This is a genomic window from Curtobacterium sp. 1544 (assembly GCF_040544915.1).
GTDB classification, from domain to species: domain Bacteria; phylum Actinomycetota; class Actinomycetes; order Actinomycetales; family Microbacteriaceae; genus Curtobacterium; species Curtobacterium pusillum_C.
Genome location: NZ_JBEPKX010000001.1, coordinates 172,822 through 196,725, shown reverse-complemented (window position 1 = coordinate 196,725; position 23,904 = coordinate 172,822). Strand labels below are relative to the sequence as shown.

Here is a 23,904-nt window from a genome sequence, read left to right as displayed (position 1 = left end):
TCAGCCGCGCGCGGCCAGGCGGTGCACGACCGCCTTCGTCGCGTCGTACAGCTCGCGGTAGTCGCGGTACCCCGGCTCGTACGCCGCCGTCGCCTCCGGGTCCGGTTCGATGCGGGCCGCCGGCGGGTTCCAGGCGGCGAGGTCGACGCCGTCGCCGGGCTCCGCGACGAGCTGCGCCGCCAGGAACGCCGAGCCGTAGCACGCCCCGATCGTCACGCTCGGCACCGTCTGCGGCAACCCGGTGACGTCAGACACGATCGTCGGCCACAGCCGCCCGAGCAGTCCCCCGCCGGCGCCGACGAGTTCCCGGACCTCGACCCCGGCCTCCCGCAGCACCTCGATGTTGTGCCGCACCGCGTACGCCGTGGCCTCGAGCGTCGCCCGGTACAGGTCCCCTCGCGTGTGCCGGACGGTGAGCCCCGCGATCACCCCGCGGGCGTCCGGATCGGCGATGGGCGTCCGCTCGCCCGCGAAGTACGGCAGCATGAGCAGCCCGTTCGCGCCGATGCCGGAGCAACGGGCCTCCTCGAGCATCGTCGACCACTCGCCGTCCACGAGCCGCCGGAGCCAGTCCGTGATCGCACCGGAGGTCGCCATCCCGCCGGACACGCTCGGCTGCCCAGGGTGTGTCCCGACCGTGGTCCACATCCCGGGGACGGGGATCGGCTGCGCCGTCGGCGCGATCATGAACATCGTGGTGCCGTACTGCAGGAACATCCGGCCCGGCACGGACTCGCCGACGCTCACGCCCTCGGCCCAGGCGTCGATGGTCCCGGCCGTCACGGGGATGCCGGCCGGGAGGCCCGTGGCCGCGGCCGCCTCGCCCGTCACGATGCCGGCCCGGTCACCCGACCAGAGGAGTCTCGGCATCTCGAGCCCCGGCGCGAGTCGCTCGCACCACTCCGGGATCCAGGCGTTCTCGTGCACGTCGTAGAGGGGCGTCGTCTGGCTCGCCGAGTGGTGGTCGAGGACGTACTCCCCCGTCAGCCGCTCCACGACGCGCGACGACGGCATCGTGAACCGCGCGGCCCGCGACCACACCTCGGGCTCGTGCCGGGCGACCCAGGCGAGCTTCACCCCGGCCGCCTGCGTGCTGAGCGCCGAACCACAACGCTCGCGGATCGCAGCCTCGCCGCCGAGCTCCGCGGTGACGTCCTCGAGCATGTCCGCCGTCCGGGTGTCGACGCCGTACAGGATCGCCGGTCGCAGGGGCTGCCCGGTGTCGTCGGTGAGGAGCACGCACGGGCCGATGCCGCTCACGCCGACCGCAGCGACGTCGACGTCCGGCACCCGTTCGAGCAACGCACGCGTGAGCGTCGTGAACTCGTCCCACCAGACGTCGGCATCCATCTCGACGAGGCCCTGCTCCGGGCGGTCGACGTCGTGCTTCCGGCTGACCTCGGCGATGACGGTGCCGTCGAACCGGGCGAGCAGCGCCTTCGTGCTCGACGTCCCGATGTCCAGACCGAGCACCGCCCGCATGCCGTCTCCCTCGTCGCCATCGACCGTCCTCGGTCGTGCCACGAGTCTACGAACGATCGACGCCCGTCATCCTCGCGGTGGACGACGGCGCGCGCCTCGGGAGCGATGGTTGGAGTACGGCGACGCCCAGGCTCCTGTCGGGGGCCGGACGTACCGTACTCCCGACTCCGATGCTCCACCGAGGGGAAACCGATGAAGAAGTCAGCCTGGCTGCCCGCCGTCATCGCGCCGGTCGTCGTCGCCGGTGCCGTCGCGGCTCCGATGATCGCGAACGCCGCCAGCGATCCGATCGCCGGGAAGAGCCCGACCGCGGCCGCCGTCATCGCGAGCATCGCGGAGTCCTCCGACGCGCAGTACTCCGGCAAGCTCGTGCAGACGAGCGACCTCGGTCTGCCCGAGCTCCCGACGGGTTCCGGTGGGTCCTCACTCGAGGGGAACGCGTCCGACGCCCTGGGCCTGCTGACCTCGTCGCACACCGCCCGGGTGTACGTGGACGGCGCCGACAAGCAGCGCGTCCAGCTGACGCAGCAGCTCGCCGAGCAGGACCTCGTCCGCAACGGCTCCGACGTCTGGACCTGGGACTCGAAGGAGCGCACGGCGACGCACGTGGTCCTGCCGAAGGACGCCACGACGCCGAAGAGCGGCACCGCGACGCCGTCCGACATCGCGAAGCAGGCGATCGACGCGATCACGCCGAGCACCAAGGTGTCGAAGCCGAAGGACGTCCGGGTCGCCGGGCACGACGCCTGGCAGATCACGCTGACGCCGAAGTCCTCCGGCACGCTGGTGGGCTCCGTACGACTCGCGGTCGACCAGCAGACCGGACTCCCGCTGCGCGCCACGATCGAGGCGAAGGGCCAGTCCGACCCGGCCGTCCAGGTCGGCTTCACGAGCCTGCAGTACGGCGCTCCGGCCGCAAGGCTGTTCGACTTCACCCCGCCGTCGAACGCGAAGGTCGAGACGAAGGACCTCTCCGACGCGCCCGCACACGAGAAGGGCGACGCCCAGCACCGGAACGCGCCGGCCGGCGACGAGCCGACGTTCACCGGGAAGGGCTGGAGCACGATCGCCGAGCTGCCGAAGGGCACGGTCGACCAGTCCACGCTCGGCGACGACGCGAGCGGGCTGCTCGACCAGCTGACGAAGTCGGTCGACGGCGGTCGCGCGGTCCAGACCTCGCTCGTGTCCGTCTACCTGACCGACGACGGACGGGTCCTCGCGGGAGCCGTGCCGGTGTCCGCCCTGGTCGCCGCCGCGAAGTGAGCACGACGGAACCACCGGTGGTGGACCCGGCCGTCCCGGCGGCCGCAGCGGACCTCGCGATCCGCACCACGGGCCTCCAGAAGGTCTTCCGCAAGCAGCGCGCGGTGGACGGCATCGACCTCGCCGTCCCCCGTGGTGCCGTCTTCGGCTTCCTCGGGCCGAACGGCTCCGGCAAGACCACCACGATCCGAATGCTCCTCGGGCTGTCGAGCGCGACGGGCGGCACGATCGAGGTGCTCGGCGAGCCGATGCCGAAGGCGTTGCACGACGTCCTGCCCCGGGTCGGTGCGCTCGTCGAGGGTCCGGCGTTCTACCCGTACCTGTCCGGCCGGGCGAACCTGCTCCGGTTCGACGCCGCCGATCCGACGTCGGATCCGCGCAGCCGGAAGGCCCGGGTGGCGAACGCGCTCGACCGGGTCGGGCTGGGCCACGCCGCGGACAAGAAGGCGCACGCGTACTCGCTCGGCATGAAGCAGCGGCTCGGGTTGGCGAACGCCCTGCTCTCGCCGCGGGACCTCCTCGTGCTCGACGAACCGACGAACGGCCTCGACCCGCAGGGCACGCGCGAGGTCCGCAACCTCATCCGTTCGCTGGCGGACGACGGCACGACGGTGTTCGTGTCGAGCCACCTGCTGGCCGAGATCGAGCAGGTGTGCACGCACGCCGGGGTCATGCGGACGGGCAAGCTCGTCGCGCAGGGCACCCTCGAGGACCTCCGCTCCGCCGGGGCACGCACGGTCACGGTCCGCACACCGGACCTCGGCCAGGCCGGTTCCGTGCTCACCCGGCTCGGGCTGACCCCGCGGCACGACGGCGGCGCGGACGTGCTCGTCGCCGACCTGCCGCACGAGGTGCTGCCGGAGACGATCACCGCCGAACTGGTCCGCGCCGACGTGCGGGTCCGCGGGCTGACGGTCGGCGGCGGGACCCTCGAGGACCTGTTCGTCGCACTCACCGGGGAGGGATTCGATGTCGCAGCCTGAGCCCGCCACCGCACCGCAGTCCGAGCCCGCCGCCGCACCGCAGCCGGACGCCGCCACCGCGCAGCCGAGCGCCACGCCGACGCACGACGTCCGCGAGTTCGCTCGCCGCCGCCCACGCCCGTTCGCCCTGCTCGGCTCCGAACTCGCGCTGGTGTTCCGGCGCCGACGGACCTGGGCGATGCTCGGAGCGCTCGCGCTGGTGCCGATCCTCATCGCCGTCGCGGTCCGGCTGACCACGGGCGACGACAGCGGCGGTCCGGCATTCCTCGGCGACATCACCAACAACGGCCTGTTCGTGTCGTTCACCGCGTTGACGGTGTCGATCCCGCTCTTCCTGCCGCTCACGGTCGGGGTGGTGGCGGGTGACACGGTCGCGGGCGAGGCCAGCCACGGCACGATCCGCTACCTGCTCGTCGCGCCGACCGGCCGGGTGCGGTTCATCCTCGTGAAGTACGCGGGTGCGGTGGCGTTCTGCCTCGCGGCGACGCTCCTCATCGTGCTCGTGGGCGCGGCGATCGGGGCACTGCTGTTCCCGATCGGACCGGTCACGCTGTTGTCCGGCACGCAGGTCGACGGCTGGTCGTACGCCGGCCGGGCGCTGCTCCTCGCGCTCTACGTCACCCTGTCGATGCTCGGACTGTCGGCCATCGGACTGTTCGCGTCCACGCTGACGAGCGTGCCGGTCGGGGCCATGGCCGCGACGGTGGTGCTCGCGGGGGCGTCGCAGGTGCTCGACCAGTTGCCGCAGCTGGACTGGCTTCACCCGTTCCTGTTCTCGCACCAGTGGCTCGGGTTCGGGGACCTGTTGCGCGACCCGATCGCGTTCGACTCCTTCGGGTCGAACGCCGTGCTGCAGCTCGGCTACGTCGTGGTGTTCGGCGCCCTGGCCTACAGCCGGTTCGCCAGCAAGGACATCCTCAGCTGACGGGGTCCCGCAGGTCCCGGGACTTCTCGGACTTGTACCAGTGCAGCCGTGCGCCGGTCTCGACCGGTTGCATCCCGACGACGACCTTGCCACGGGAGTGCATCTCGGCGAGGTCCTCGTACGCGTCGACGATGTACTCGAACGGGTAGTACCCCGAGATGATGAACTGCACCTTGTGCCGCTGCACGAGGTCGCCGAGCGTGGTGAGCATCTCTGCTGCCTCGGTGTCGTCGCCGGGAGCCCGCAGGAACCGGATCTCCAGGTCACGGCGGTCCTCGCTCGACACGAAGCGCTTCGGGTCGACGCCGAGCCGTGACGCCAGGTCGACGTTCTCACCGTGCTCCCGGTTGTCGATGAACGCCGTGATGGGTCGGTCCTCGGCGATGTCGCGGATCCGCTGTTCCTCACCCTCGCCGTAGGCCACCGGCCGGACCCCGATCTGCCGCAGGGCGTCGTGGTTGCGCGGACTGCCGAGGCCGATCACGGTCGCCCCGGCATCGCGCGCGAGCTGGCACTCGATGTGTCCGACGCCGCCGGCAGCGGCACTGATCACGACGGTGTCGTCCGGGCCGAGCTTGAGGGAGCGGACGATCGACAGCGCGGTGCACCCCGCCAGGTACAGGCTGCCGGCGACCTCGAACGTCATCGTCGAGGGCTTCTTCACGACCGCACCCCGCGGCACCGCCACCCAGGTCGCGTGCGATCCGCCGTGCGGCGCGTGGCCCATGACCTCGTCGCCGACGTGGAGGTCGCGCACGTTCGACCCGCGAGACCGCACGACACCGGCGAAGTCGACCCCCTGGTGCGCGGGGAACTCGAGGTCGACGAACTCGCGGAGCTGACCCTCGCGGAGGAACCGTTCGATGTGGTTCAGCCCGGCGACGGAGACCTCGACCACGACCTCGTCGGGGCCGGGGTCCGGCCGCTCCTGGGGGACGAGTTCGACGACGTCGAACCCGCCGTACCGGTCGTACTGCACTGCACTGCCGATCCGCATGGGGTGCTCCTTCGCTGGAGGTGTGGCACCGGCCTACTCGGAGTTCCCGGATGCAACCCGTGCGTGCGGGGTACCAGCGTGCGCAGTCAGCGGACTGGAGGCACGGTGCGGGCCCGCCCCGTGCCTCCCGTCCGCTGGTGGGTGCGTCTACTGCCCGGTGGACGCCTCGATGATGCGGGCGACCGTGTCCGCGTCGAACGCGAACGCGAGCGGATCGGCGTCCGGACGCGGCACGCGGACCGGCGTCGACCAGACCGAGCCGTCTTCGGCGACGTCGACGACGAGGGCCCCGGCGTCGACGTACGCGGCTTCCTCGTCGTAGGGACCGGTGACGTCCGTGTCGTTCGCGACGCCGGGCGCGACGAGGACCGGGACGCCCGCGAGCGAACCGGCGAAGTGGTGGTGGTAGTGGCCGGCGAGGACGACCCGGACGTCCGAACCGCGGATCACGTCGGCCAGGGCCCCCGGGTTGCGGAGCTGCAGGGCCGCGTGCAGTGCCGTCGGGCCGGGCAGCGGCGGGTGGTGCAGGACGACGACGGTGCCGTGCGGAGCGTGCTCGCCGTCCAGTGCTGCTCGGAGTCGGTCGAGCGACGCCTCGCTGATCTCCCCGTACCCGGCACCCGGGACGCTGGTGTCGACCGTCACGATGCGGCGCCCGGCGACGAGGGACTGGCCCCAGACCGGCACCGTCGGCGGGTGGTACTCCATCGTGTGCATGAGCGGACGACCACCCTCGCCGAGGACGTGCCCGTTCGTGAGGACCTGCCGGAAGCCCTCGCGCAGGTCGTGGTTCCCGGGCACGGCCACGAGTGCGGCGCCGTGTCGTTCGGCCCAGCCGCCGACCCGCTCGACGAGTGCGGCGTAGGACTCCGGGCTGCCGTCCTCGGAGACGTCGCCGGACACCACGACGAGGCCGATCCCGGGGACGCCGTCGATGCGGGCGAGCACACTCTCGAGCGCTGCTGTGGTGTCGACGGATCCCTGGTGCAGGGCGCCGTCGCCCGTCAGGTGGGTGTCGGACAGGTGGAGGATGCGGAGGGTCCCGGCGGCTGGCTGCTGCATGCGGCCCACGCTACCGAGCGTCCCTTGCCGCCCCCGGTGCCTTCGGCCTGCGTCCGGTGAGCAGAAACGGTCGAGTCCGTCGACGGGACTCGACGATTCCTGCTCACTCGATGCGCCGGGGGCGTGCGCGACAACCGGGGGTTTTCCCCACCACCGAGCGGGTGCGTGCTGGATTCTGCCGCTGGCACATCACCGGGACGATGGAAGCATGCACACGAACCGCTCCGAACGATCCGCACTCACCTCCGCCGCCGCCGTCCTCGGGATGGGGCTCATCGTCGCCACCCTCGCCGGGTGCAGCGTCGTCGAGCCGTACATGCCCGAACAACAGAAGCACTTCGACTCCTACGGCGACGCCCCTTCGAAGGCGAACTCGAAGGACGTCGCGTGGTTCATGCCGTCGTGGGTCGCCGGGGACGCGAAGGACATCGACGTCCGGCTCGACACGAGCGACCCCGGGTACGTCATCGCCTTCACCTCGAAGGACGGCGTCGACACCGCAGCGTGCACGGCCGTGAACGGGACGAAGGGCGGGCCCGCGATGACCGCCGGCTTCCTGCCCGACGAACTCCCGGCGACCGGGCTCCTCACCTGTGGCGACGGTCGGATCACCGCCGAGGTCGACGGGCGCTGGTACGGCTGGACCCCCAAGGAGCCGATCACGTCCGACGGGAACGACACGCTCCGCAGCTCCTGAGGCCCCCGGCGCCGTCGTTCAGTGAGCAGAAATGGTCGAGTCCGTTCGCGGGACTCGACCACTTCTGCTCACTCGATGCACGCACAGTACGCATGCACGCGCAGCGCGCACGCACCCGCAGCGCGTCAATCCGCGGCGGCCGCCAACTGGTCCTCGAGGTTGAACACCTCGGGGAGCACCCGCGCGGTCTGGTCGGCCCGCCCGGTCGCACCGTCGAAGAGGTCCTGCATGTGCGCCTCCCACGCCGAGGCGACCTCCGAGGCGGCCAGCGACGCATCGGAATCAGCCACCGAGTCGGTCTCGTAGTAGCCGATCAGCAGGCCGTCGTCGTCGAGGAACAGGGAGTAGTTCCGCCGCCCCGCCGCCGCGATCGCCCGGAGCATCGCCGGCCAGACCGCCGCGTGCCGCTCGCGGTAGGCGTCCAGGTGTGCGCCCTGCACCTGCAACCGGAAGCAGACGCGGGTCACCGGTCGGCCTCGGCGCGGCGACGCTGCTCTGCATCGCGGACGGCACGCTCGTCGGCGGTCCGCACGGTGCCGGTGACGCTGGTCACGGTGCCGTACCGCTCGGCCTCGATCGCCTCGAGCGTCTTGCCCTGCGTCCGCGGGGCCCAGATCGTGCCGACGAGGAACGACAGCGCGAGCAGGCCGAGGATGAGCCCGCCGAGCGCACGGAGCCCGATGTCGGACAGGAGCAGCGGGAACCAGATGCTCAGCAGGCCGACCATGACCCGGGCGGCGAGGAAGAGCACGCCCTGGGCGCTGGCGCGGTAGCGGGTGGCGAAGAGCTCCGAGGTCCAGAGGCCGTAGAACGCCTGCGCACCGATGCCCGAGGACACACCCCACGCGACCGCGAAGAACAGCAGGGTGCCGAGGTTCGCCGGTGCGTAGATCAGGACGGCCCACGAGACGATGGCGAGCACGGCGCCGATCGCGAACAGCAGCCGGCGGCTCACCCGGTCGCCGTAGCGCATGAACCCGAAGTAGGTCGCAGCGACGGTGCAGCCCCACACCAGGATCTGCAGGCCGTACTGCTCGGTGACACTGGTGACCCCGGTGGCCGAGTAGACGCGGGGTTGGAAGATGCCGGCCTGTCCCGCGACGGTGTTCCAGAGCGCGTAGACGCCGAACAGGAACAGCATCGCGGTGAGGTTCTTGCGGCGGCTGAACAGCTGCGTGAAGCCGTGGAAGAAGTTGGCGTTGCCGGTGGCGGCGCGCTCGTCCTTCCAGATCGTCGACTCGGGCAGGCCGCGCCGGAGCCACCACACGATCGCGGCGACGACGAACAGGTGCGCGAAGATCAGCCGGCTGCCGAGCAGTCCGAGGGGCGCGGCGGCGATGGCCAGGGCGAACCCGACCATCGGGCCGATCGACCACGCGAGCTGCGCGGTGCCGACGTGGGCGGCGCGCTTGTCGGCGGGCGCCTGCTCGGCGATGTACGTCCAGCTCGCCGGGACGCCGGCGCCGACCGCGATGCCGGTGAGGATGAAGCCGACGAGCAGCATCCCGTAGCTGCCCGCGAAGACCGCGAGCAGGATGCCGAGCATGTAGAGCAGCAGGTCGTAGGTGTAGATGAACTTCCGGCCGTACCGGTCGCAGAGCGGTCCGCCGATGATGGCGCCGGCGGCAGCCCCGAACGCGTTCGCGGACAGGCTCGCGAGGAGTCCGACCTGCAGGTCCCCGACGTGGAACTGGGCCTGCCAGAGACTGAGGCTGGTGGCGATCGCGATGATCGACCCGGACTCGATGTAGTTCGACATGGCGACCGAGATCGTCGCCTTCCAGCCCGTGGTGTTGCGGGCTCCGATACGGACCGCCATTGGTCCTCCGTTCGCGTGTTCGTCTGTGAATCGTTTCAACGGTGCTGCGAGGACGTTACCCGCGGATCGACACGAGGGCAAGTCGCTCCCCCGAAACACCGGGCCCGATGCCAGGATGACCCCATGGCAGTGAGCGTTCGTGACGTCGCAGCGCTCGCCGGCGTGTCACTCGGCACGGTCTCGAACGTGCTGAACCGCCCCGACAAGGTCGCCCCCGGCACCGTCGAACGGGTGCAGTCCGCGATCGCCGAACTCGGCTTCGTCCGCAACGACTCCGCGCGCCAGCTCCGCGCCGGCCGCAGCTCCACCGTCGGGCTCATCGTGCTCGACGGCGGTAACCCGTTCTTCACCGACGTTGCCCGCGGCGCCGAGGACGCCGCGATGCGGAAGGGCCTCGCCGTCCTCGTCGGCAACTCCGACGAGTCCGTCGACCGCGAGCACACCTACGTCGACCTCTTCGAGGAACGTCGCGTCGCGGGACTCCTCATCTCCCCCGCCGGCGACGACCTCACCCGGCTCGGACGACTCCGCGACCAGGGCACCGCCGTGGTGCTCGTCGACCGACGAGCCGACGACGAACACTTCGCCTCGGTGTCGGTGGACGACGTCGCGGGCGGACACATCGCGGTGTCGCACCTCGCGGCGATCGGGCGGAAGCGCGTCGCGTTCGTCGGCGGCCCGTTCGGCATCCGGCAGGTCACCGACCGGCACGCCGGAGCCGTCGCCGCCGCGGCCGCGGCCGGGGTCTCGCTCGAGGTGCTCACCACCTCGTCACTGTCGGTCCTCGAGGGCCGTCGCATCGGCGAGGAGATCCAGGCACGCCCGACCGCCGAGCGCCCCGATGCGGTCTTCGCGGCGAACGACCTGCTCGCCGTCGGACTCGAGCAGGCCTTCATCATGCGGGGGTCGGTCCGCGTGCCGGACGAGATCGCCATCGTCGGGTACGACGACATCGCGTTCGCCGAGGCCGCCGTCGTCCCGCTCACCTCGGTCCGGCAGCCGGCGCAGGACCTCGGGCGGCGGGCGATCGAGCTGCTGCTGGCCCAGGTCGAGGAGGGCCAGGAGGTCGAGACCCTCCACGTGGAGTTCACCCCCGAGCTCGTCGTGCGGCAGTCCACGGTCGCCGAGCGCTGACGCGCGCGCCGCGCCCCAGCGGCTCCGCCGTGTCGGACCGGAGGCGCGTGGCGGCGCCGCACCGTGCCTCCAGTCCGGTGGTGGGCCGGGACGGCCCCCCGCTCCGCCTACGATCGGAGCATGGTGCATGTCCCACGGCGCGACGGACCGCCGAGCGTGCACCACGTCGCGGCTCGGGCGGGCGTCTCGCTCGCGACGGTCTCGAACGTCCTGAACCACCCCGAGCGCGTCGCCGACGCCACCGCGGCCCGCGTCCGAGCGGCGATCGCGGAGCTCGGGTACACGCCGAACCGCAACGCGCGCGCCCTGGTGTCGGGCAGCACGCGGGCGATCGGCCTCGTCGTCATGTCCCTGCGCAACTCGCTCTTCAGTGACATGGTGAACGGGGCACAGCTGGCCGCGCGCGAACGTGGCCTGACACTGCTCATCACGAGCAGTGAGGACGACCTGCAGGCGCAGGGCGACCACCTGGCCTTCCTCGAGAGTGCACGGGTCTCGGGGATACTCCTGGCCCCGATGACGCAATCACGTGAGCAGGTCGAGACGACGCGTCGGCACGGACGCCCGGTGGTGTACGTGAACTTCGAACCGACCGAGGTCGATGCGTGTTCGGTCGTCGTGGACAACGAGCAGGCAGCGTTCCTCGCGACCGAACACCTCATCGACCTCGGCTGCCGACGCATCGGCTTCGTCAGTGCGCGGGCGGAACTGCAGCCCGTCGAACGCCGACGCGCCGGAGTGCTGCGCGCCGTCGCCGCACACCCGGGTGTCACCCTCGTGGACATCGACGCGGGCGACATCGATCCCCCCGGTGGGACGGACGCGGGCGCGCGCATCGCCGCGATGCCCGCCGATGCGCGGCCGGACGGAGTGCTCGGGGTGACGGACCTCCTCGCGATGGCGGTCGTGTCCGAACTGCGCGCGGCAGGTATCCGCGTACCCGAGGACATCCCGGTGTCCGGCTGCGACCACAACTCCGTGGCGTGGGGCGGGGCGGTGCCGCTGACCTCGGTGACGATGCACGGCTCCGAGATGGGCGCGGCGGCGGTGTCGCTCCTGCTCGACGAGCTGACGGACGACCCCGCGGAGCACGTGCACCGGACGGTGGTGCTCGGCAGTGAGCTCGTGCCGCGGGAGAGCACACTCGGACGGGCGCGCGCCGCCGAGGTGGCCGCAGCGGGGACGCCGAGCGACCCGAGGCGTACCGAGGCCTGAGCGAGGGCGCGCGGCCTGAGTCGGCGGCGCACTCGCAGGCGCACTCGTCCCGCCAGAGCGACAGCTTCCGGCAGACACGCACCGTCCGTGCCGCCAGAGCGACTGTCTCCCGGGGAACTCCCGCGGCAGACTGTCGCTTTCGCGAACCGCGCCCGCGCCCGTGCCGCACCGCGCCCTCCCGGCCCGCGCACCGTGCGGGAGCACGCACTTCCGTAACGAATCCGAATCGGTGATTGACACGCTTCAATCCGCATGGTTCCATTCCGATTGAAACGTTCTAAACAGCACCACCGGAACCCGCATCGGCGCGGGCTCCGGGTCCGTTTCACCCGGGGTCACCCCGTCCCGGGCCTTACGAGGAGGTAAGGAATGTCAGCTCGTTCCCTGACCACCCGGCTGCTCGCCATCGGCGGCGCCACGGTCCTCATCGGCGGTCTCGCCGCCTGTTCGTCGGGCGGCTCCGCCGACACCGGCAGCGGCGGCGGCAAGGTCACGATCACGTACCTCGCCGACAACGCCGAGGCCACCGCCGCCACCGCGAAGCCGCTCATCGCGGCCTTCGAGAAGGCGAACCCCGACATCACCGTCAAGTTCGACACGAAGCCGCAGGGCACCGACGGCGACAACCTGGTGAAGACCCGGCTGTCGACCGGCGAGATGGCCGACGTCTTCAACTACAACTCCGGCTCGCTCATGCAGGCCCTCAACCCGGACAACACGCTCGTCGACCTCTCGAAGGAGAGCTGGGCGAAGGACGTCGACCCGCAGTTCACGAAGGTCGTCAGCACCGACAACGGCATGTACGGCGCACCGTTCGGCACCAGCTTCGGCGGCGCGGTCCTCTACAACAAGAAGGTCTACGCGGACCTCGGCCTGAGCGTCCCGACGACGTGGGCGGACTTCATCAGCAACAGCGAGAAGATCAAGGACGCCGGCATCGCGCCGATCATCCAGACCTACGGCGACACCTGGACCAGCCAGCTGTTCGTCCTCGGCGACTTCGCGAACATCACCGCGCAGCAGAAGAACTGGGCGACGCAGTACACGAAGCACAAGGAGTCCTACGCGGACCAGCCGGCACTCGCCGGGTTCCAGCACCTCCAGGAGGGCAAGGACAAGGACCTCTACAACGAGGACTACGCGTCGGCCACCCAGGCGAACGGCCTGAAGATGCTCGCCGACGGCAAGGGCGCCCAGTACCCGATGCTGACGAACGCGATCTCGGCGATCCAGCAGGACTCGCCCGACGCGGTGAACGACATCGGCGCCTTCGCCCTGCCGGCGGAGAACGCGGAGGACACGAACCTCACCATCTGGGAGCCGAACGGCCTCTACATCCCGAAGACGACCACGGGTGACAAGCTCGCGGCCGCGAAGAAGTTCATCGCCTTCGCGAACTCGTCCGACGGCTGCAAGGTGCAGAACGACACCGGCACCCCCGGAGGCCCGTACGTCATCTCGACCTGCACGCTGCCCGACTCGGTGCCCCCGATGATCGGCGACCTGCAGAAGTACCTCGACGACGGCAAGGCGAGCCCGGCGCTCGAGTTCCTCTCCCCGATCAAGGGCCCGAACCTCGAGAAGATCTGCGTGCAGGTCGGCTCGGGCATCACGAACGCAGCCAAGGGCGCTGACCAGTACGACGACGACGTCGTCCAGCAGGCCCAGCAGCTCGGCATCAAGGGCTGGTGACCGGCGTGACCGCGACGCTCACGACGGCGGTGGCCCCGCCGCAGACAACGAAGGCGGGCCCCGGCCCGGCCCGGAAGCGGATGCGCTCGTTCTACCCGGCGTGGTTCTTCATCCCGGCGATCGCGCTGTACGTCGTGTTCTTCGCGGTCCCGACCTTCGCGGGGTTCTACTTCTCGCTCACCCGCTGGACGCTGTTCGACCAGACCTTCATCGGCTTCGACAACTTCGTCCGGTTCTTCCAGGACCCCCAGCTCGTCTCCGGGTTCGTGCACACGTTCGAGTACGGGTTCGTGACGAGCGCGGCGAAGGTGGTCCTCGGACTCGCCCTCGCCCTGCTCCTCACGAGCCCCGTGCTCGGGCGCGGGTACCTCCGAGCGGTGGTGTTCTTCCCCGTGCTGGTGTCGACCATCGGCATCGGCATCACGTTCAAGGCGCTGATGGACCCCTTCCACGGGATCATCAACGGCGTCCTCGGTTCGGTCGGCCTCCCCACACCGGGGTGGCTGACCGACCCGGCCCTCGCCCTCTGGAGCGTCGCCGCGGTGGACGTCTGGAAGGGCGTCGGCATCGCGACGCTCATCTTCATCGCCGGCATCGTGGCGATCCCCCAGGAGTACTTCGAGGCCGCCAGGGTCGACGGAGCGAGCGCCTGGACGATCTTCAAGAACATCACGCTGCCGCTCTCCCGACCCGCGATGGGGACGGTCATCATCCTGTCGCTCATCGGCGGTCTGCGGTCGTTCGACCTCATCTGGGCGATGACCGGCGGCGGACCAGGGTTCACCAGTGACGTCATCGCGAGTGTGATCTACAAGCAGTACCAGGCCGGGTTCTACGGGCTGTCGACCGCGGGCAACGTCGTGTTGTTCATCGTGGTGACGGCGATCATGGTCCCGATCTCCTGGCTGCTCAACCGCAAGGAGGCGGACCTGTGACCGCGACCGCCGCGCCCGCGCGCCGCCCCGTGAAGCGCCAGACCGTCCAGCGGTGGACCGTCGGCTCGATCGCCATCGTCGTCAGCTTCGTGGTCTTCCTCGTGCCGTTCGTCTTCGTCCTACTGCAGGCCGCGAAGAGCCCGGCCGAGGCGAACCAGCTCGGCTTCAGCCTGCCGACCCAGTGGCAGCTGTGGCAGAACCTCGTGGCGGTCATGCAGACCGGCGACGGCGGGATCCTGCGCTCGTTCATGAACAGCGCCGTCCTGACCGTGGGGAGCGTCATCATCATGGTGGTGTTCTCCGCGATGGTCGGCTACGTCCTGCAACGGCGGCCGAGCAAGTGGAACGGCCTGATCAACTTCTTCGTCCTGGCCGGCCTCATCGTCCCGCCCGCGATCGTCCCGACGATCTGGGTGCTGCAGGGGCTCAACCTGTTCAAGACCATGGGCGGGATGATCCTCATCGAGGCCACCTTCGGCCTGTCGTTCTGCATCCTGCTGTTCCGGGCGTTCGTCGCGACGATCCCCAAGGAACTCGACGAGGCAGCCGTGCTCGACGGCGCCGGGCCGATCCGCCTGTTCTTCGGGGTCGTCCTGCCGCTGCTCAAGCCGGTGATCATCACGGTCGTGCTCGTGCAGTCGGTGACCGTGTTCAACGACTTCACGAACCCGCTGTACTTCCTGCCCGGGTCCGAGAACGCGACGGTGCAGCAGACGCTCTACACGTTCCAGAGCCAGTCGGTCAGCCAGCTGAACCTGCTCTTCACCGACGTGCTGCTCATCACGATCCCGCCGCTGATCCTCTACATCTTCTTCAACCGTCAGATCGTCGCCGGCATGACCAGCGGCGCCGTCAAGGGCTGACGCCCGACCCGGCCTGGAGGCGCGACCCGCCTCCGCCGCACCGCCCACCCTGGGCGGGCGGCCGGACCCCAGACCCCCGCACCGGTCGACGACGACCGGTCGCGTGAAAGGACCACACCACATGACCACCTGGACCGCACCGTTCATCGCGAGCGACGCCGACCTCGGCAGCGCACCGATCCTGCGCCGGGAGTTCACCCTCGACGACGGCCACGGCGCCGTCACGAGCGCGACCCTCGACGTCAGCGCCCTCGGCGTCGTCGAGGCCTGGCTCGGCGGGACCCGCGTCTCCGACCACCTGCTCGAGCCGGGCTGGACGAGCTACGAGTGGCGCCTCCGCGTCGTGACGCACGACGTCACCGAGCACCTCACCGGCACCGGGTCGGGCGAGGCAGCCGTCCTCGGACTCGTCCTCGGCAAGGGTTGGGCCGCCGGCCGCCTCGCCTGGGGTGGCGGTGGCGGCTGGTACGCCGACGAGGTCGCCGGGTTCGCCGAGCTCCGGATCGTGTTCGCGGACGGCCACGAGCAGCGGGTCGCGACGGACACCGACTGGCAGGCGCTGTCGAGTGCGATCACCGCCGACCAGCTCTACGACGGTGAGGACATCGACGCCCGGGTCGACGACACCACGTGGAAGTACCCGGGCCGGATCGACACCGCAGCAGCCGTGCACACGGTCGACCTCGGCGAGCGCGAACTCGTCGCGGACACCGTGCCGCCCGTCCGCCCCCTCGCCGAGATCGCCCCGGTCGAGGTCTGGACGAGCCCGTCCGGCGCGACCCTGATCGACTTCGGTGTGAACCTCGTCGGCTGGATCCGGGTGACCGCCTCCGGTGCCGCGGGGACCGTCCTGACCCTCACGCACGCCGAGGTGCTCGAACACGACGAGCTCGGCACCCGCCCGCTGCGCACCGCGAAGGCGACGGACCACTTCACCCTGAGCGGTGGCGACGACGTCTTCGAGCCGCGCTTCACCTTCCACGGCTTCCGGTACGCCCAGGTCGACGGGTGGACCGGCACGCTCGACGAACTCCGCGCGGCGGTCACCGCTGTGCAGGTCGGGTCGGACCTCGCCCGCACGGGCACGTTCGAGTCGAGCCACGAGCTGCTCAACACCTTCCACGACAACGTCGTCCGGGGCATGCAGGGCAACTTCCTCAGCGTGCCGACGGACTGCCCGCAGCGCGACGAGCGCCTCGGCTGGACGGGCGACATCGCGGCGTTCGCCCCGACGGCGTCGTACCTGTTCGACACCAGGGCGTTCCTCGGCGACTGGCTGCGCGACGTGTGGCTCGAGCAGCAGCACGCCGACGGCATCATCCCGTTCGTGGTGCCGGACGTGCTGAAGTACTCCCCCGCCGAGGACTTCGGCAAGCCCGACGCGACCGCGATCTGGTCGGACGCCGGCGTGTGGGTGCCCTGGACGCTGTACCAGGCGTACGGCGACACCGCGGTGCTCGAGGAGCAGCTCGACTCGATGGTCGCGCACCTCCGGCGCATCAAGGGCCACCTGTCACCTGAGGGGCTGTGGGACACCGTGTTCCAGTTCGGCGACTGGCTCGACCCGGACGCCCCGCCGGAGGACGCCGCCAAGGCGAAGGCCGACCCGGGCGTCGTCGCGACGGCGTGCGCCTACCGCAGCGCCACCCTGGTGGCGCAGGCGGCGCGGTTGACGGGCCACGAGGCGGAGGCGACCGAAGCCGACGAACTCGCCACGGGCCTCCAGGCCGCCTTCCAGGAGCACTACGTGACCGACGGTCGGATCCGCTCCGACTGCACCACCGTCTACGCGCTCGCGATCGTCTTCGGGATCTTGTCGCCCGAGGACGAGGCGACGGCGGGCGACCGCCTGGCGGAGCTGGCCGAGCAGTCCGGGTACCGGATCTCGACCGGGTTCGCGGGCACGCCGTTCATCACCGACGCGCTGACGCAGACCGGCCACCTCGACGACGCGTACCGGCTGCTGCTGCAGACGGAGTGCCCCTCATGGCTGTACCCGGTGACGATGGGTGCGACCACGGTGTGGGAGCGCTGGGACTCGATGCTGCCCGACGGCACGATCAACCCGGGCGAGATGACCTCGTTCAACCACTACGCCCTCGGTGCCGTGGCGGACTGGATGCACCGCGTGGTGGGTGGCCTCGCGCCGCTGACCCCCGGGTACGAGTCGGTGCTCATCGCGCCGCAGCCGGGCGGAGGCCTGACGTGGGCGTCGACCTCGCTCGACACGGTGCACGGGCACGTCGCGGTGCGGTGGGAGCTCGTCGACGGGGAGCTGCTCGTCCGTGCGACGGTCCCCGAGGGCGTCTCGGCCGTGGTGCGCCTGCCGGGTGCCGCGGAGCAGCGCGTCGGCGGCGGAACGCACGAGCTGCGTGCGCCGGCCGCCGTGCCCGCCGCGTAGCCCGTCTCCGTTCGCCCGGCTGCCGTTCGCCCGGCTGCCGTTCGCCCGGCTGCCGTTCGCCCGGCTGCCGTTCGCGCCCTCGCACGGACATCGCGCCCCCACACAACGGGGCGCGATGTCCGGAACGGGGCGCAACCGACCAGGCACACCGATGCGACCACCCGCGCTTGCGCGAACCGCGCGCGGGCCGTACAGTATGAAACGATTCAATCGACCACGAGGAAGTGACACGATGACATCAGCGAGCTTCAGCTCCGTCGCCGACCAGCTGGCCCGGCAGGCGATCGAGCTGCCCAGCTGGGCGTTCGGCAACTCCGGCACCCGCTTCAAGGTGTTCGGGACGCCCGGCACCCCCCGCGACCCCTACGAGAAGATCGCCGACGCTGCCCAGGTGCACAAGTACACCGGTCTGGCCCCGAGCGTCGCGCTGCACATCCCGTGGGACCTCGTCGACGACTACGCCGACCTGAAGCGCCACGCCGAGGAGCACGGCGTCTCCCTCGGCACCGTCAACTCGAACACGTTCCAGGACGACGACTACAAGTTCGGCGCCCTGACCCACGTCGACGAGACGATCCGGCAGAAGGCGATCGACCACCACCTGCGCTGCATCGACGTCATGGACGCCACGGGCTCGCGCGACCTCAAGATCTGGCTGGCCGAGGGCTCGAACTACCCGGGGCAGGAGGACATGCGCTCCCGCCAGGACCGCCTGCACGAGTCGCTCAGCACCATCTACGACCGCCTCGGCCCGGACCAGCGCCTGGTGCTCGAGTACAAGTTCTTCGAGCCGTCGTTCTACCACACGGACGTGCCGGACTGGGGCACGAGCTACGTACAGACGACGGCCCTCGGCGACAAGGCGATGGTCTGCCTCGACACCGGCCACCACGCTCCCGGCACGAACATCGAGTTCATCGTGATGCAGCTCCTGCGCCTCGGGAAGCTCGGCTCGTTCGACTTCAACTCGCGCTTCTACGCGGACGACGATCTCATCGTGGGGGCGGCGGACCCGTTCCAGCTGTTCCGCATCCTGGTCGAGGTCATCCGCGGCGGCGGCTACGACAACCCCGACGTCGCGTTCATGCTCGACCAGTGCCACAACATCGAAGACAAGATCCCCGGGCAGATCCGCTCCGTGCTCAACGTCCAGGAGATGACGGCCCGTGCCCTGCTGCTCGACCGCGTCGCACTGACCGCGGCACAGGAGGCCCACGACGTCCTCGGCGCGAACGAGATCTTCATGGACGCGTACCAGACCGACGTCCGTGCCGACCTCGCTTCGTGGAGGGAGTCCCGCGGGCTCCCGGCGAACCCGATGCGCGCGTACCTCGAGTCCGGCTACCAGCAGTCGATCGCCGAGGACCGCGTCGGCGGCGTCCAGGCCGGATGGGGCGCGTAGACATCATGACAACAGGACTGGAGGCACGGGTGGACCCCGCAACGCAGCGCACGGATCCAGACGAGACGATCAGTGCGCTCATCGCACGATCGAACGCGCTCGGCTCGGATCCGCGGATCACGAACTACGCGGGCGGCAACACCTCCGCCAAGGGCACCGACACCGACCCCGTCACGGGCGAACCGGTCGAGCTGCTCTGGGTGAAGGGCTCCGGGGGCGACCTCGGCACTCTCACTCCGGCGGGCCTCGCGGTCCTGCGCGTGGACCGGGTCCGGGCACTGGAGGACGTCTACCCCGGCGTGGAGCGTGAGGACGAGATGGTCGCCGCGTTCGACTACACGCTGCACGGCAAGGGTGGTGCAGCGCCCTCCATCGACACGGCGATGCACGCCCTCGTCGACGCTGCGCACGTGGACCACCTGCACCCGGACGCCGGCATCGCGATCGCGACGGCGGCGGACGGCCCCGCGCTCACGGAGCGCATCTTCGGCGACCAGGTCGTGTGGGTCCCCTGGCGCCGCCCGGGGTTCCAGCTCGGCCTCGACATCGCCGCGATCAAGCGCGACAACCCGCAGGCGATCGGCACGATCCTCGGCGGGCACGGCATCACCGCGTGGGGCGCCACGAGCGACGAGGCCGAGACGAACTCGCGCTGGATCATCGACACGGCGGAGCAGTACATCGCAGCCAACGGGAAGGACCAGCCGTTCGGGCCGGTCCGCCCCGGGTTCGAAGCGCTGCCGACCGACGAACGCCACGCACGCGCAGCCGCGCTCGCGCCGACGATCCGCGGCATCGCCGGCCACGACAAGCCCGTGGTGGGGCACTTCACCGACTCCGACGTCGTGCTCGACTTCCTCGCGAGCGCTCGCGCCGAGGAACTCGCCGCCCTCGGCACGAGCTGCCCGGACCACTTCCTGCGGACCAAGGTGAAGCCGCTCATCCTCGACCTGCCCGGTTCGGCGAGCATCGACGACACCATCGAGCGGCTGCGGACGCTGCACCAGCAGTACCGCGAGGACTACCAGGCCTACTACGACCGCCACGCCGACGAGACGAGTCCGGCGATCCGCGGCGCCGACCCCCTCATCGTGCTGGTGCCCGGCGTCGGCATGTTCTCGTACGGCAAGGACGCCCAGACCGCCCGGGTCGCCGGCGAGTTCTACGTGAACGCGATCAACGTCATGCGCGGCGCCGAGTCGCTCAGCACCTACGCCCCCATCGACGAGGCCGAGAAGTTCCGCATCGAGTACTGGGCACTGGAGGAGGCGAAGCTGCAGCGGATGCCCGCTCCGAAGAAGCTCGCCACGCGCATCGCCCTGGTGACCGGCGCCGCGAGCGGCATCGGCAAGGCCATCGCCAAGCGCTTGGCGGCCGAGGGAGCCGCCGTGGTGATCGCCGACCTCGACCTCGCGAAGGCGCAGGACGCCGCGGCCGAGATCGGGAACACGGACAAGGCCATCGGCGTCGCGGCGAACGTGACGGACGCCGGCGCGATCGACCAGGCGATCCAGCAGACGCTGCTGCACTTCGGCGGCCTCGACCTCGTCGTGAACAACGCCGGCCTGAGCCTGAGCAAGAGCCTCCTGGAGACCACCGAGCAGGACTGGGACCTGCAGCACGACGTCATGGCGAAGGGCTCGTTCCTGGTGTCCAAGGCGGCGGCGAAGGTCCTCATCGAGCAGGGCCTCGGCGGCGACATCGTGTACATCTCGTCGAAGAACTCCGTGTTCGCCGGACCGAACAACATCGCGTACTCGGCGACCAAGGCCGACCAGGCGCACCAGGTCCGCCTGCTCGCCGCGGAACTCGGCGAACACGGTGTCCGCGTGAACGGGATCAACCCCGACGGCGTCGTCCGCGGCTCGGGCATCTTCGCGTCCGGCTGGGGTGCGAACCGCGCGAAGACGTACGGCGTCGAGGAGCAGGACCTCGGCAAGTTCTACGCCCAGCGCACGATCCTCAAGCGCGAGGTCGTGCCCGAGAACGTCGCCAACGCCGTCTACGCGATCTGCACCGACGACTTCTCGCACACCACCGGCCTGCACGTTCCGGTGGACGCGGGCGTCGCGGCCGCGTTCCTGCGCTGATGTCCGGCACCGTCGCCGCCGTCGACCTCGGAGCCACCAGCGGCCGGGTGATCCTCGGGCACGTCGACGCCGACGACATCCGGATGGAGCACGTCGCCCGGTTCCCGAACGGTCCGGTCACGCTCCACGAAGGCGACCGAGAGGCCCTGCACTGGGACGTCGTCGAGCTGTACCGGCAGGTCACGGCGGGCCTCCGCGACGCCTTCGGCCGGCACGCCGAGATCGCGAGCATCGGCATCGACTCGTGGGCGGTCGACTACGGTCTGCTCCGCGACGGGCGCCTGCTCGGCCTGCCGTACCACTACCGCGACGAGCGGCACGAGCACGGCGTCGCTCCGGTGCACGAGCGGGTGTCGGCAGCCGAGCTGTACGCCCGGAACGGCCTGCAGCACCTGCCCTTCAACACCGTGTTCCAGTTCGCCGCCGATCCGTCACTGCGCCTCGCCCAGCGGGCGCTGCTCGTCCCCGACCTGCTCGGGTACTGGCTCACCGGGGTCGAGGCTGCCGAGCGCACCAACGCGTCCACCACCGGGCTGTTGCACGCGACCACCCGCGGGTGGGATCCGACGTTGCGGGCTGCTGCGGGCCTCCCGTCCGGACTCCTGCCCACGCTGCGTGACCCGGGCGACCGTCTCGGTCCCCTGCTGCCGTCCGTGACCGACGCCGTCGGCGGCCGCGCCTCGGTGACGCTCGTCGGGTCGCACGACACGGCGTCCGCGGTCGTCGCGGTCCCCGCGACGGAACCGGACTTCGCCTACATCTCGTCCGGCACGTGGTCCCTCGTCGGCGTCGAGCTCGACGCGCCGGTCCTGTCGGACGCGGCACGCGACGCGAACTGCACGAACGAGGGCGGGGTCGACGGCCGCGTGCGCTTCCTCAAGAACGTGTCCGGACTGTGGTTGCTCTCCGAGAGCGTCCGTACCTGGGAGCGTGGCGGGGACCGCATCGACCTGGAGGCACTGCTCGCCTCCGCCGCGGCCGTCACCGCCCCTGTTCCCGTCTTCGACGTCGCGGACGAGTCGTTCACGCCCCCGGGTGACATGCCGTCGCGCATCGCGGCCTGGTGCACGTCACACGGCCTGAGCGCACCGGCTTCGCCGGCGGAGTACGTCCGGTCGATCCTCGAGTCCCTGGCCACCGCGTACGCGGAAACGCTCGCGACTATCGTGGCCGTCACGGGCCGAGACGTCCGACAGGTGCACATCGTCGGTGGTGGGTCGCAGAATCGTCTGCTGTGCCAGTTGACCGCCGACCGGACCGGATTGCCCGTCCTGGCCGGCCCCGTCGAGGCGACCGCGCTCGGCAACGTCCTCGTGCAGGCACGGGCCGCGGGGCTCGGCGGACTGGCCGGTACATCGCTCGAAGCCCTGCGTGACCGAGTCGCCCGCACCGTCGAGCCCGTGCGGTACACCCCCGCCACCTCCCCCACTTCGACCCACCGATCCGCCCCGAGACGTAGGATGTCTGTATGACCTCGACCGACAACCAGCACCGAGTCGACCCGGCGACGGGCGCACCGGCAGCGACGCCCGGCGCTCCGTCGGCTCGGCGCACGCCGATCAAGCGTCAGCTACCGACCGTCCGCGACCTCGCGCCACTGATGCAGTTCAAGAAGCCCGACCTCAACGCGCGGCGCCGTCGACTCGACCAGGCGCTGACGATCTGGGACCTGCGGGACATCGCCGCACGGCGCACGCCCCGCGCCGCGTTCGACTACACCGAGGGCGCTGCAGAGGCCGAGATCTCCCTCGCCCGCGCCCGTCAGGCGTTCGAGGACATCGAGTTCACGCCCGCGATCCTGCGCGACGTGTCGAAGGTCGACACCTCCCGCTCCGTGCTCGGCGCTCCCGTGGCGTACCCGTTCGGCATCGCGCCCACCGGCTTCACCCGCATGATGCAGACCGAGGGCGAGCGAGCCGGGGCCCGTGCCGCCGGACGCGCCGGCATCCCGTTCTCGCTGTCCACGATGGGCACCACCGCCATCGAGGACGTCCGCGACGCCAACCCGCACGGGCGCAACTGGTTCCAGCTGTACATGTGGAAGGACCGCGAGAAGTCGATGGCGCTCGTGTCCCGGGCCGAGAAGGCCGGGTTCGACACGCTGCTCGTCACGGTGGACGTCCCGGTCGCCGGCGCGCGCCTCCGGGACAAGCGGAACGGGTTCTCGATCCCGCCGCAGCTCGGCGCCAAGACCATCCTCAACGCGATCCCCCGGCCCTGGTGGTGGTTCGACTTCCTGACCACCGAGCCGCTCGCGTTCGCCTCGCTCGACCGCTGGTCCGGCACCGTCGGGGAGCTCCTCGACCACATGTTCGACCCGACCGTCACCTACGAGGACCTCGAGTGGATCCGGTCGCAGTGGAAGGGCAAGGTCGTCGTCAAGGGCGTGCAGTCCCTGGCGGACGCCAAGCGCCTGGCCGACATGGGCGTCGACGGCATCACGCTGTCGAACCACGGCGGTCGGCAGCTCGACCGGGCTCCCGTGCCGTTCCACCTGCTCCCCTCCGTGGTCAAGGAGGTCGGCAAGGACACCGAGGTGCACCTCGACACCGGCATCATGTCCGGCGCCGACATCGTCGCTGCGGTCGCCCTCGGCGCGAAGTTCACGATGGTCGGACGCGCCTACCTGTACGGCCTGATGGCGGGTGGCGAGGCCGGCGTCGACCGGATGATCCAGATCCTGTCCGAGCAGATCGAGCGCACGATGCGCCTGCTCGGGGTGGCGTCGCTCGACGAGCTCGAGGCGGGACACGTGACGCAGCTGCAGCGGCTCACACCCATCGCCCGGAGCTGAGGATCTGTTCGTCCGGATGCGGGACCCCGGACCCCGGTCTCGGTGCGGCCGGATCGGGCAGAACCCCCCGAACGGGGCACAGATGATGCATGATGTTCGGGGACCCGTCACCGAAATCCTCGGATCGCGCCGTGGAGCGGGCCCCTTCCA

The 23,904-nt window shown here is 70.6% G+C and carries 19 protein-coding genes; 14 read left to right on the top strand and 5 right to left on the bottom strand.

Features of this window, described 5'->3' with window-relative positions; translation table 11 throughout:
- A complete protein-coding gene (locus tag ABIC61_RS00945; RefSeq protein ID WP_354028467.1) occupies nt 1–1,482 on the bottom strand; it encodes an FGGY-family carbohydrate kinase in 1,482 nt (493 codons plus the stop codon).
- 192 nt (nt 1,483–1,674) lie between these two features.
- Between ABIC61_RS00945 and ABIC61_RS00940 the strand changes: the two genes are divergently transcribed.
- Genes ABIC61_RS00940 through ABIC61_RS00930 form a run of 3 tightly spaced genes read left to right on the top strand, consistent with a single transcriptional unit; the run spans nt 1,675 to nt 4,653 of the window.
- Nucleotides 1,675–2,745 carry a LolA family protein gene (locus ABIC61_RS00940; protein WP_354028466.1) on the top strand — a complete coding sequence of 357 codons (1,071 nt, stop codon included), beginning with the start codon at nt 1,675–1,677 and terminating at the stop codon, nt 2,743–2,745.
- The gene (locus tag ABIC61_RS00935) at nt 2,742–3,728 is read left to right on the top strand and encodes an ABC transporter ATP-binding protein (RefSeq protein ID WP_354028465.1); all 987 of its coding nucleotides are present in this window, start codon (nt 2,742–2,744) and stop codon (nt 3,726–3,728) included. The genes ABIC61_RS00940 and ABIC61_RS00935 overlap by 4 nt, the downstream gene beginning before the upstream one ends.
- Nucleotides 3,715–4,653, top strand: coding sequence for an ABC transporter permease (locus ABIC61_RS00930; RefSeq protein ID WP_354028464.1), 939 nt, complete (start codon nt 3,715–3,717; stop codon nt 4,651–4,653). The genes ABIC61_RS00935 and ABIC61_RS00930 overlap by 14 nt, the downstream gene beginning before the upstream one ends.
- Here ABIC61_RS00930 and ABIC61_RS00925 read toward each other — a convergent pair.
- Both ABIC61_RS00925 and ABIC61_RS00920 read right to left on the bottom strand, forming a co-directional pair.
- Nucleotides 4,646–5,650: an NADP-dependent oxidoreductase gene (locus ABIC61_RS00925; protein ID WP_354028463.1), complete on the bottom strand. Its 1,005-nt coding sequence runs from the start codon at nt 5,648–5,650 to the stop codon at nt 4,646–4,648. The genes ABIC61_RS00930 and ABIC61_RS00925 overlap by 8 nt on opposite strands.
- Before the next feature lie 147 nt (nt 5,651–5,797).
- Nucleotides 5,798–6,712, bottom strand: a complete 915-nt coding sequence (locus ABIC61_RS00920; protein WP_354028462.1) for a metallophosphoesterase — start codon at nt 6,710–6,712, stop codon at nt 5,798–5,800.
- Between the two features lie 208 nt (nt 6,713–6,920).
- Between ABIC61_RS00920 and ABIC61_RS00915 the strand changes: the two genes are divergently transcribed.
- Nucleotides 6,921–7,409 (top strand): hypothetical protein, encoded by a 489-nt coding sequence (locus tag ABIC61_RS00915; RefSeq protein ID WP_354028461.1) that lies wholly within the window; start codon nt 6,921–6,923, stop codon nt 7,407–7,409.
- A 125-nt stretch (nt 7,410–7,534) separates the two neighbouring features.
- Here the strand turns inward: ABIC61_RS00915 and ABIC61_RS00910 are convergent, their stop codons facing one another.
- Both ABIC61_RS00910 and ABIC61_RS00905 read right to left on the bottom strand, forming a co-directional pair.
- Nucleotides 7,535–7,876 carry an L-rhamnose mutarotase gene (locus ABIC61_RS00910; RefSeq protein WP_354028460.1) on the bottom strand — a complete coding sequence of 114 codons (342 nt, stop codon included), beginning with the start codon at nt 7,874–7,876 and terminating at the stop codon, nt 7,535–7,537.
- Entirely contained in the window at nt 7,873–9,228 is a 1,356-nt protein-coding gene (locus ABIC61_RS00905; protein ID WP_354028459.1) for an MFS transporter, read from the bottom strand. The genes ABIC61_RS00910 and ABIC61_RS00905 overlap by 4 nt, the downstream gene beginning before the upstream one ends.
- A 123-nt stretch (nt 9,229–9,351) precedes the next feature.
- On the opposite strand from ABIC61_RS00905, the gene ABIC61_RS00900 reads away from it, so the two are divergent.
- From ABIC61_RS00900 to ABIC61_RS00855, 10 genes are all read left to right on the top strand, one after another.
- Nucleotides 9,352–10,362, top strand: coding sequence for a LacI family DNA-binding transcriptional regulator (locus ABIC61_RS00900; RefSeq protein WP_354028458.1), 1,011 nt, complete (start codon nt 9,352–9,354; stop codon nt 10,360–10,362).
- 120 nt (nt 10,363–10,482) lie between these two features.
- Entirely contained in the window at nt 10,483–11,577 is a 1,095-nt protein-coding gene (locus ABIC61_RS00895; RefSeq protein ID WP_144751649.1) for a LacI family DNA-binding transcriptional regulator, read from the top strand.
- A gap of 369 nt (nt 11,578–11,946) precedes the next feature.
- A complete protein-coding gene (locus ABIC61_RS00890) occupies nt 11,947–13,269 on the top strand; it encodes an ABC transporter substrate-binding protein (protein WP_354028457.1) in 1,323 nt (440 codons plus the stop codon).
- 80 nt (nt 13,270–13,349) lie between these two features.
- Nucleotides 13,350–14,204 carry a carbohydrate ABC transporter permease gene (locus ABIC61_RS00885; protein WP_144752612.1) on the top strand — a complete coding sequence of 285 codons (855 nt, stop codon included), beginning with the start codon at nt 13,350–13,352 and terminating at the stop codon, nt 14,202–14,204.
- A 29-nt stretch (nt 14,205–14,233) separates the two neighbouring features.
- Nucleotides 14,234–15,067: a carbohydrate ABC transporter permease gene (locus ABIC61_RS00880; RefSeq protein ID WP_144752609.1), complete on the top strand. Its 834-nt coding sequence runs from the start codon at nt 14,234–14,236 to the stop codon at nt 15,065–15,067.
- A 121-nt stretch (nt 15,068–15,188) separates the two neighbouring features.
- Nucleotides 15,189–17,468, top strand: coding sequence for a family 78 glycoside hydrolase catalytic domain (locus ABIC61_RS00875; protein WP_354028456.1), 2,280 nt, complete (start codon nt 15,189–15,191; stop codon nt 17,466–17,468).
- A gap of 232 nt (nt 17,469–17,700) precedes the next feature.
- Nucleotides 17,701–18,870: an L-rhamnose isomerase gene (gene rhaI, locus ABIC61_RS00870; RefSeq protein ID WP_354028455.1), complete on the top strand. Its 1,170-nt coding sequence runs from the start codon at nt 17,701–17,703 to the stop codon at nt 18,868–18,870.
- A gap of 5 nt (nt 18,871–18,875) precedes the next feature.
- Nucleotides 18,876–20,960: a bifunctional aldolase/short-chain dehydrogenase gene (locus tag ABIC61_RS00865; RefSeq protein WP_502908772.1), complete on the top strand. Its 2,085-nt coding sequence runs from the start codon at nt 18,876–18,878 to the stop codon at nt 20,958–20,960.
- Nucleotides 20,960–22,432: a rhamnulokinase gene (locus ABIC61_RS00860; RefSeq protein ID WP_354028453.1), complete on the top strand. Its 1,473-nt coding sequence runs from the start codon at nt 20,960–20,962 to the stop codon at nt 22,430–22,432. Before ABIC61_RS00865 ends, ABIC61_RS00860 begins: the two co-directional genes overlap by 1 nt.
- Before the next feature lie 128 nt (nt 22,433–22,560).
- A complete protein-coding gene (locus tag ABIC61_RS00855) occupies nt 22,561–23,754 on the top strand; it encodes an alpha-hydroxy acid oxidase (protein WP_354028552.1) in 1,194 nt (397 codons plus the stop codon).
- Nucleotides 23,755–23,904: the final 150 nt, after the last annotated feature.

Excerpts from the sequence above, each read along its gene's own strand:
- ABIC61_RS00945 (WP_354028467.1), bottom strand. The coding sequence starts at position 1,482 with ATGCGGGCGGTGCTCGGTCTGGACATCGGGACGTCGAGCACGAAGGCG.
- ABIC61_RS00940 (WP_354028466.1), top strand. The coding sequence starts at position 1,675 with ATGAAGAAGTCAGCCTGGCTGCCCGCCGTCATCGCGCCGGTCGTCGTC.
- ABIC61_RS00930 (WP_354028464.1), top strand. The coding sequence starts at position 3,715 with ATGTCGCAGCCTGAGCCCGCCACCGCACCGCAGTCCGAGCCCGCCGCC.
- ABIC61_RS00925 (WP_354028463.1), bottom strand. The coding sequence starts at position 5,650 with ATGCGGATCGGCAGTGCAGTGCAGTACGACCGGTACGGCGGGTTCGAC.
- ABIC61_RS00920 (WP_354028462.1), bottom strand. The coding sequence starts at position 6,712 with ATGCAGCAGCCAGCCGCCGGGACCCTCCGCATCCTCCACCTGTCCGAC.
- ABIC61_RS00915 (WP_354028461.1), top strand. The coding sequence starts at position 6,921 with ATGCACACGAACCGCTCCGAACGATCCGCACTCACCTCCGCCGCCGCC.
- ABIC61_RS00905 (WP_354028459.1), bottom strand. The coding sequence starts at position 9,228 with ATGGCGGTCCGTATCGGAGCCCGCAACACCACGGGCTGGAAGGCGACG.
- ABIC61_RS00900 (WP_354028458.1), top strand. The coding sequence starts at position 9,352 with ATGGCAGTGAGCGTTCGTGACGTCGCAGCGCTCGCCGGCGTGTCACTC.
- ABIC61_RS00895 (WP_144751649.1), top strand. The coding sequence starts at position 10,483 with ATGGTGCATGTCCCACGGCGCGACGGACCGCCGAGCGTGCACCACGTC.
- ABIC61_RS00890 (WP_354028457.1), top strand. The coding sequence starts at position 11,947 with ATGTCAGCTCGTTCCCTGACCACCCGGCTGCTCGCCATCGGCGGCGCC.
- ABIC61_RS00885 (WP_144752612.1), top strand. The coding sequence starts at position 13,350 with ATGCGCTCGTTCTACCCGGCGTGGTTCTTCATCCCGGCGATCGCGCTG.
- ABIC61_RS00875 (WP_354028456.1), top strand. The coding sequence starts at position 15,189 with ATGACCACCTGGACCGCACCGTTCATCGCGAGCGACGCCGACCTCGGC.
- rhaI (WP_354028455.1), top strand. The coding sequence starts at position 17,701 with ATGACATCAGCGAGCTTCAGCTCCGTCGCCGACCAGCTGGCCCGGCAG.
- ABIC61_RS00865 (WP_502908772.1), top strand. The coding sequence starts at position 18,876 with ATGACAACAGGACTGGAGGCACGGGTGGACCCCGCAACGCAGCGCACG.
- ABIC61_RS00860 (WP_354028453.1), top strand. The coding sequence starts at position 20,960 with ATGTCCGGCACCGTCGCCGCCGTCGACCTCGGAGCCACCAGCGGCCGG.
- ABIC61_RS00855 (WP_354028552.1), top strand. The coding sequence starts at position 22,561 with ATGCAGTTCAAGAAGCCCGACCTCAACGCGCGGCGCCGTCGACTCGAC.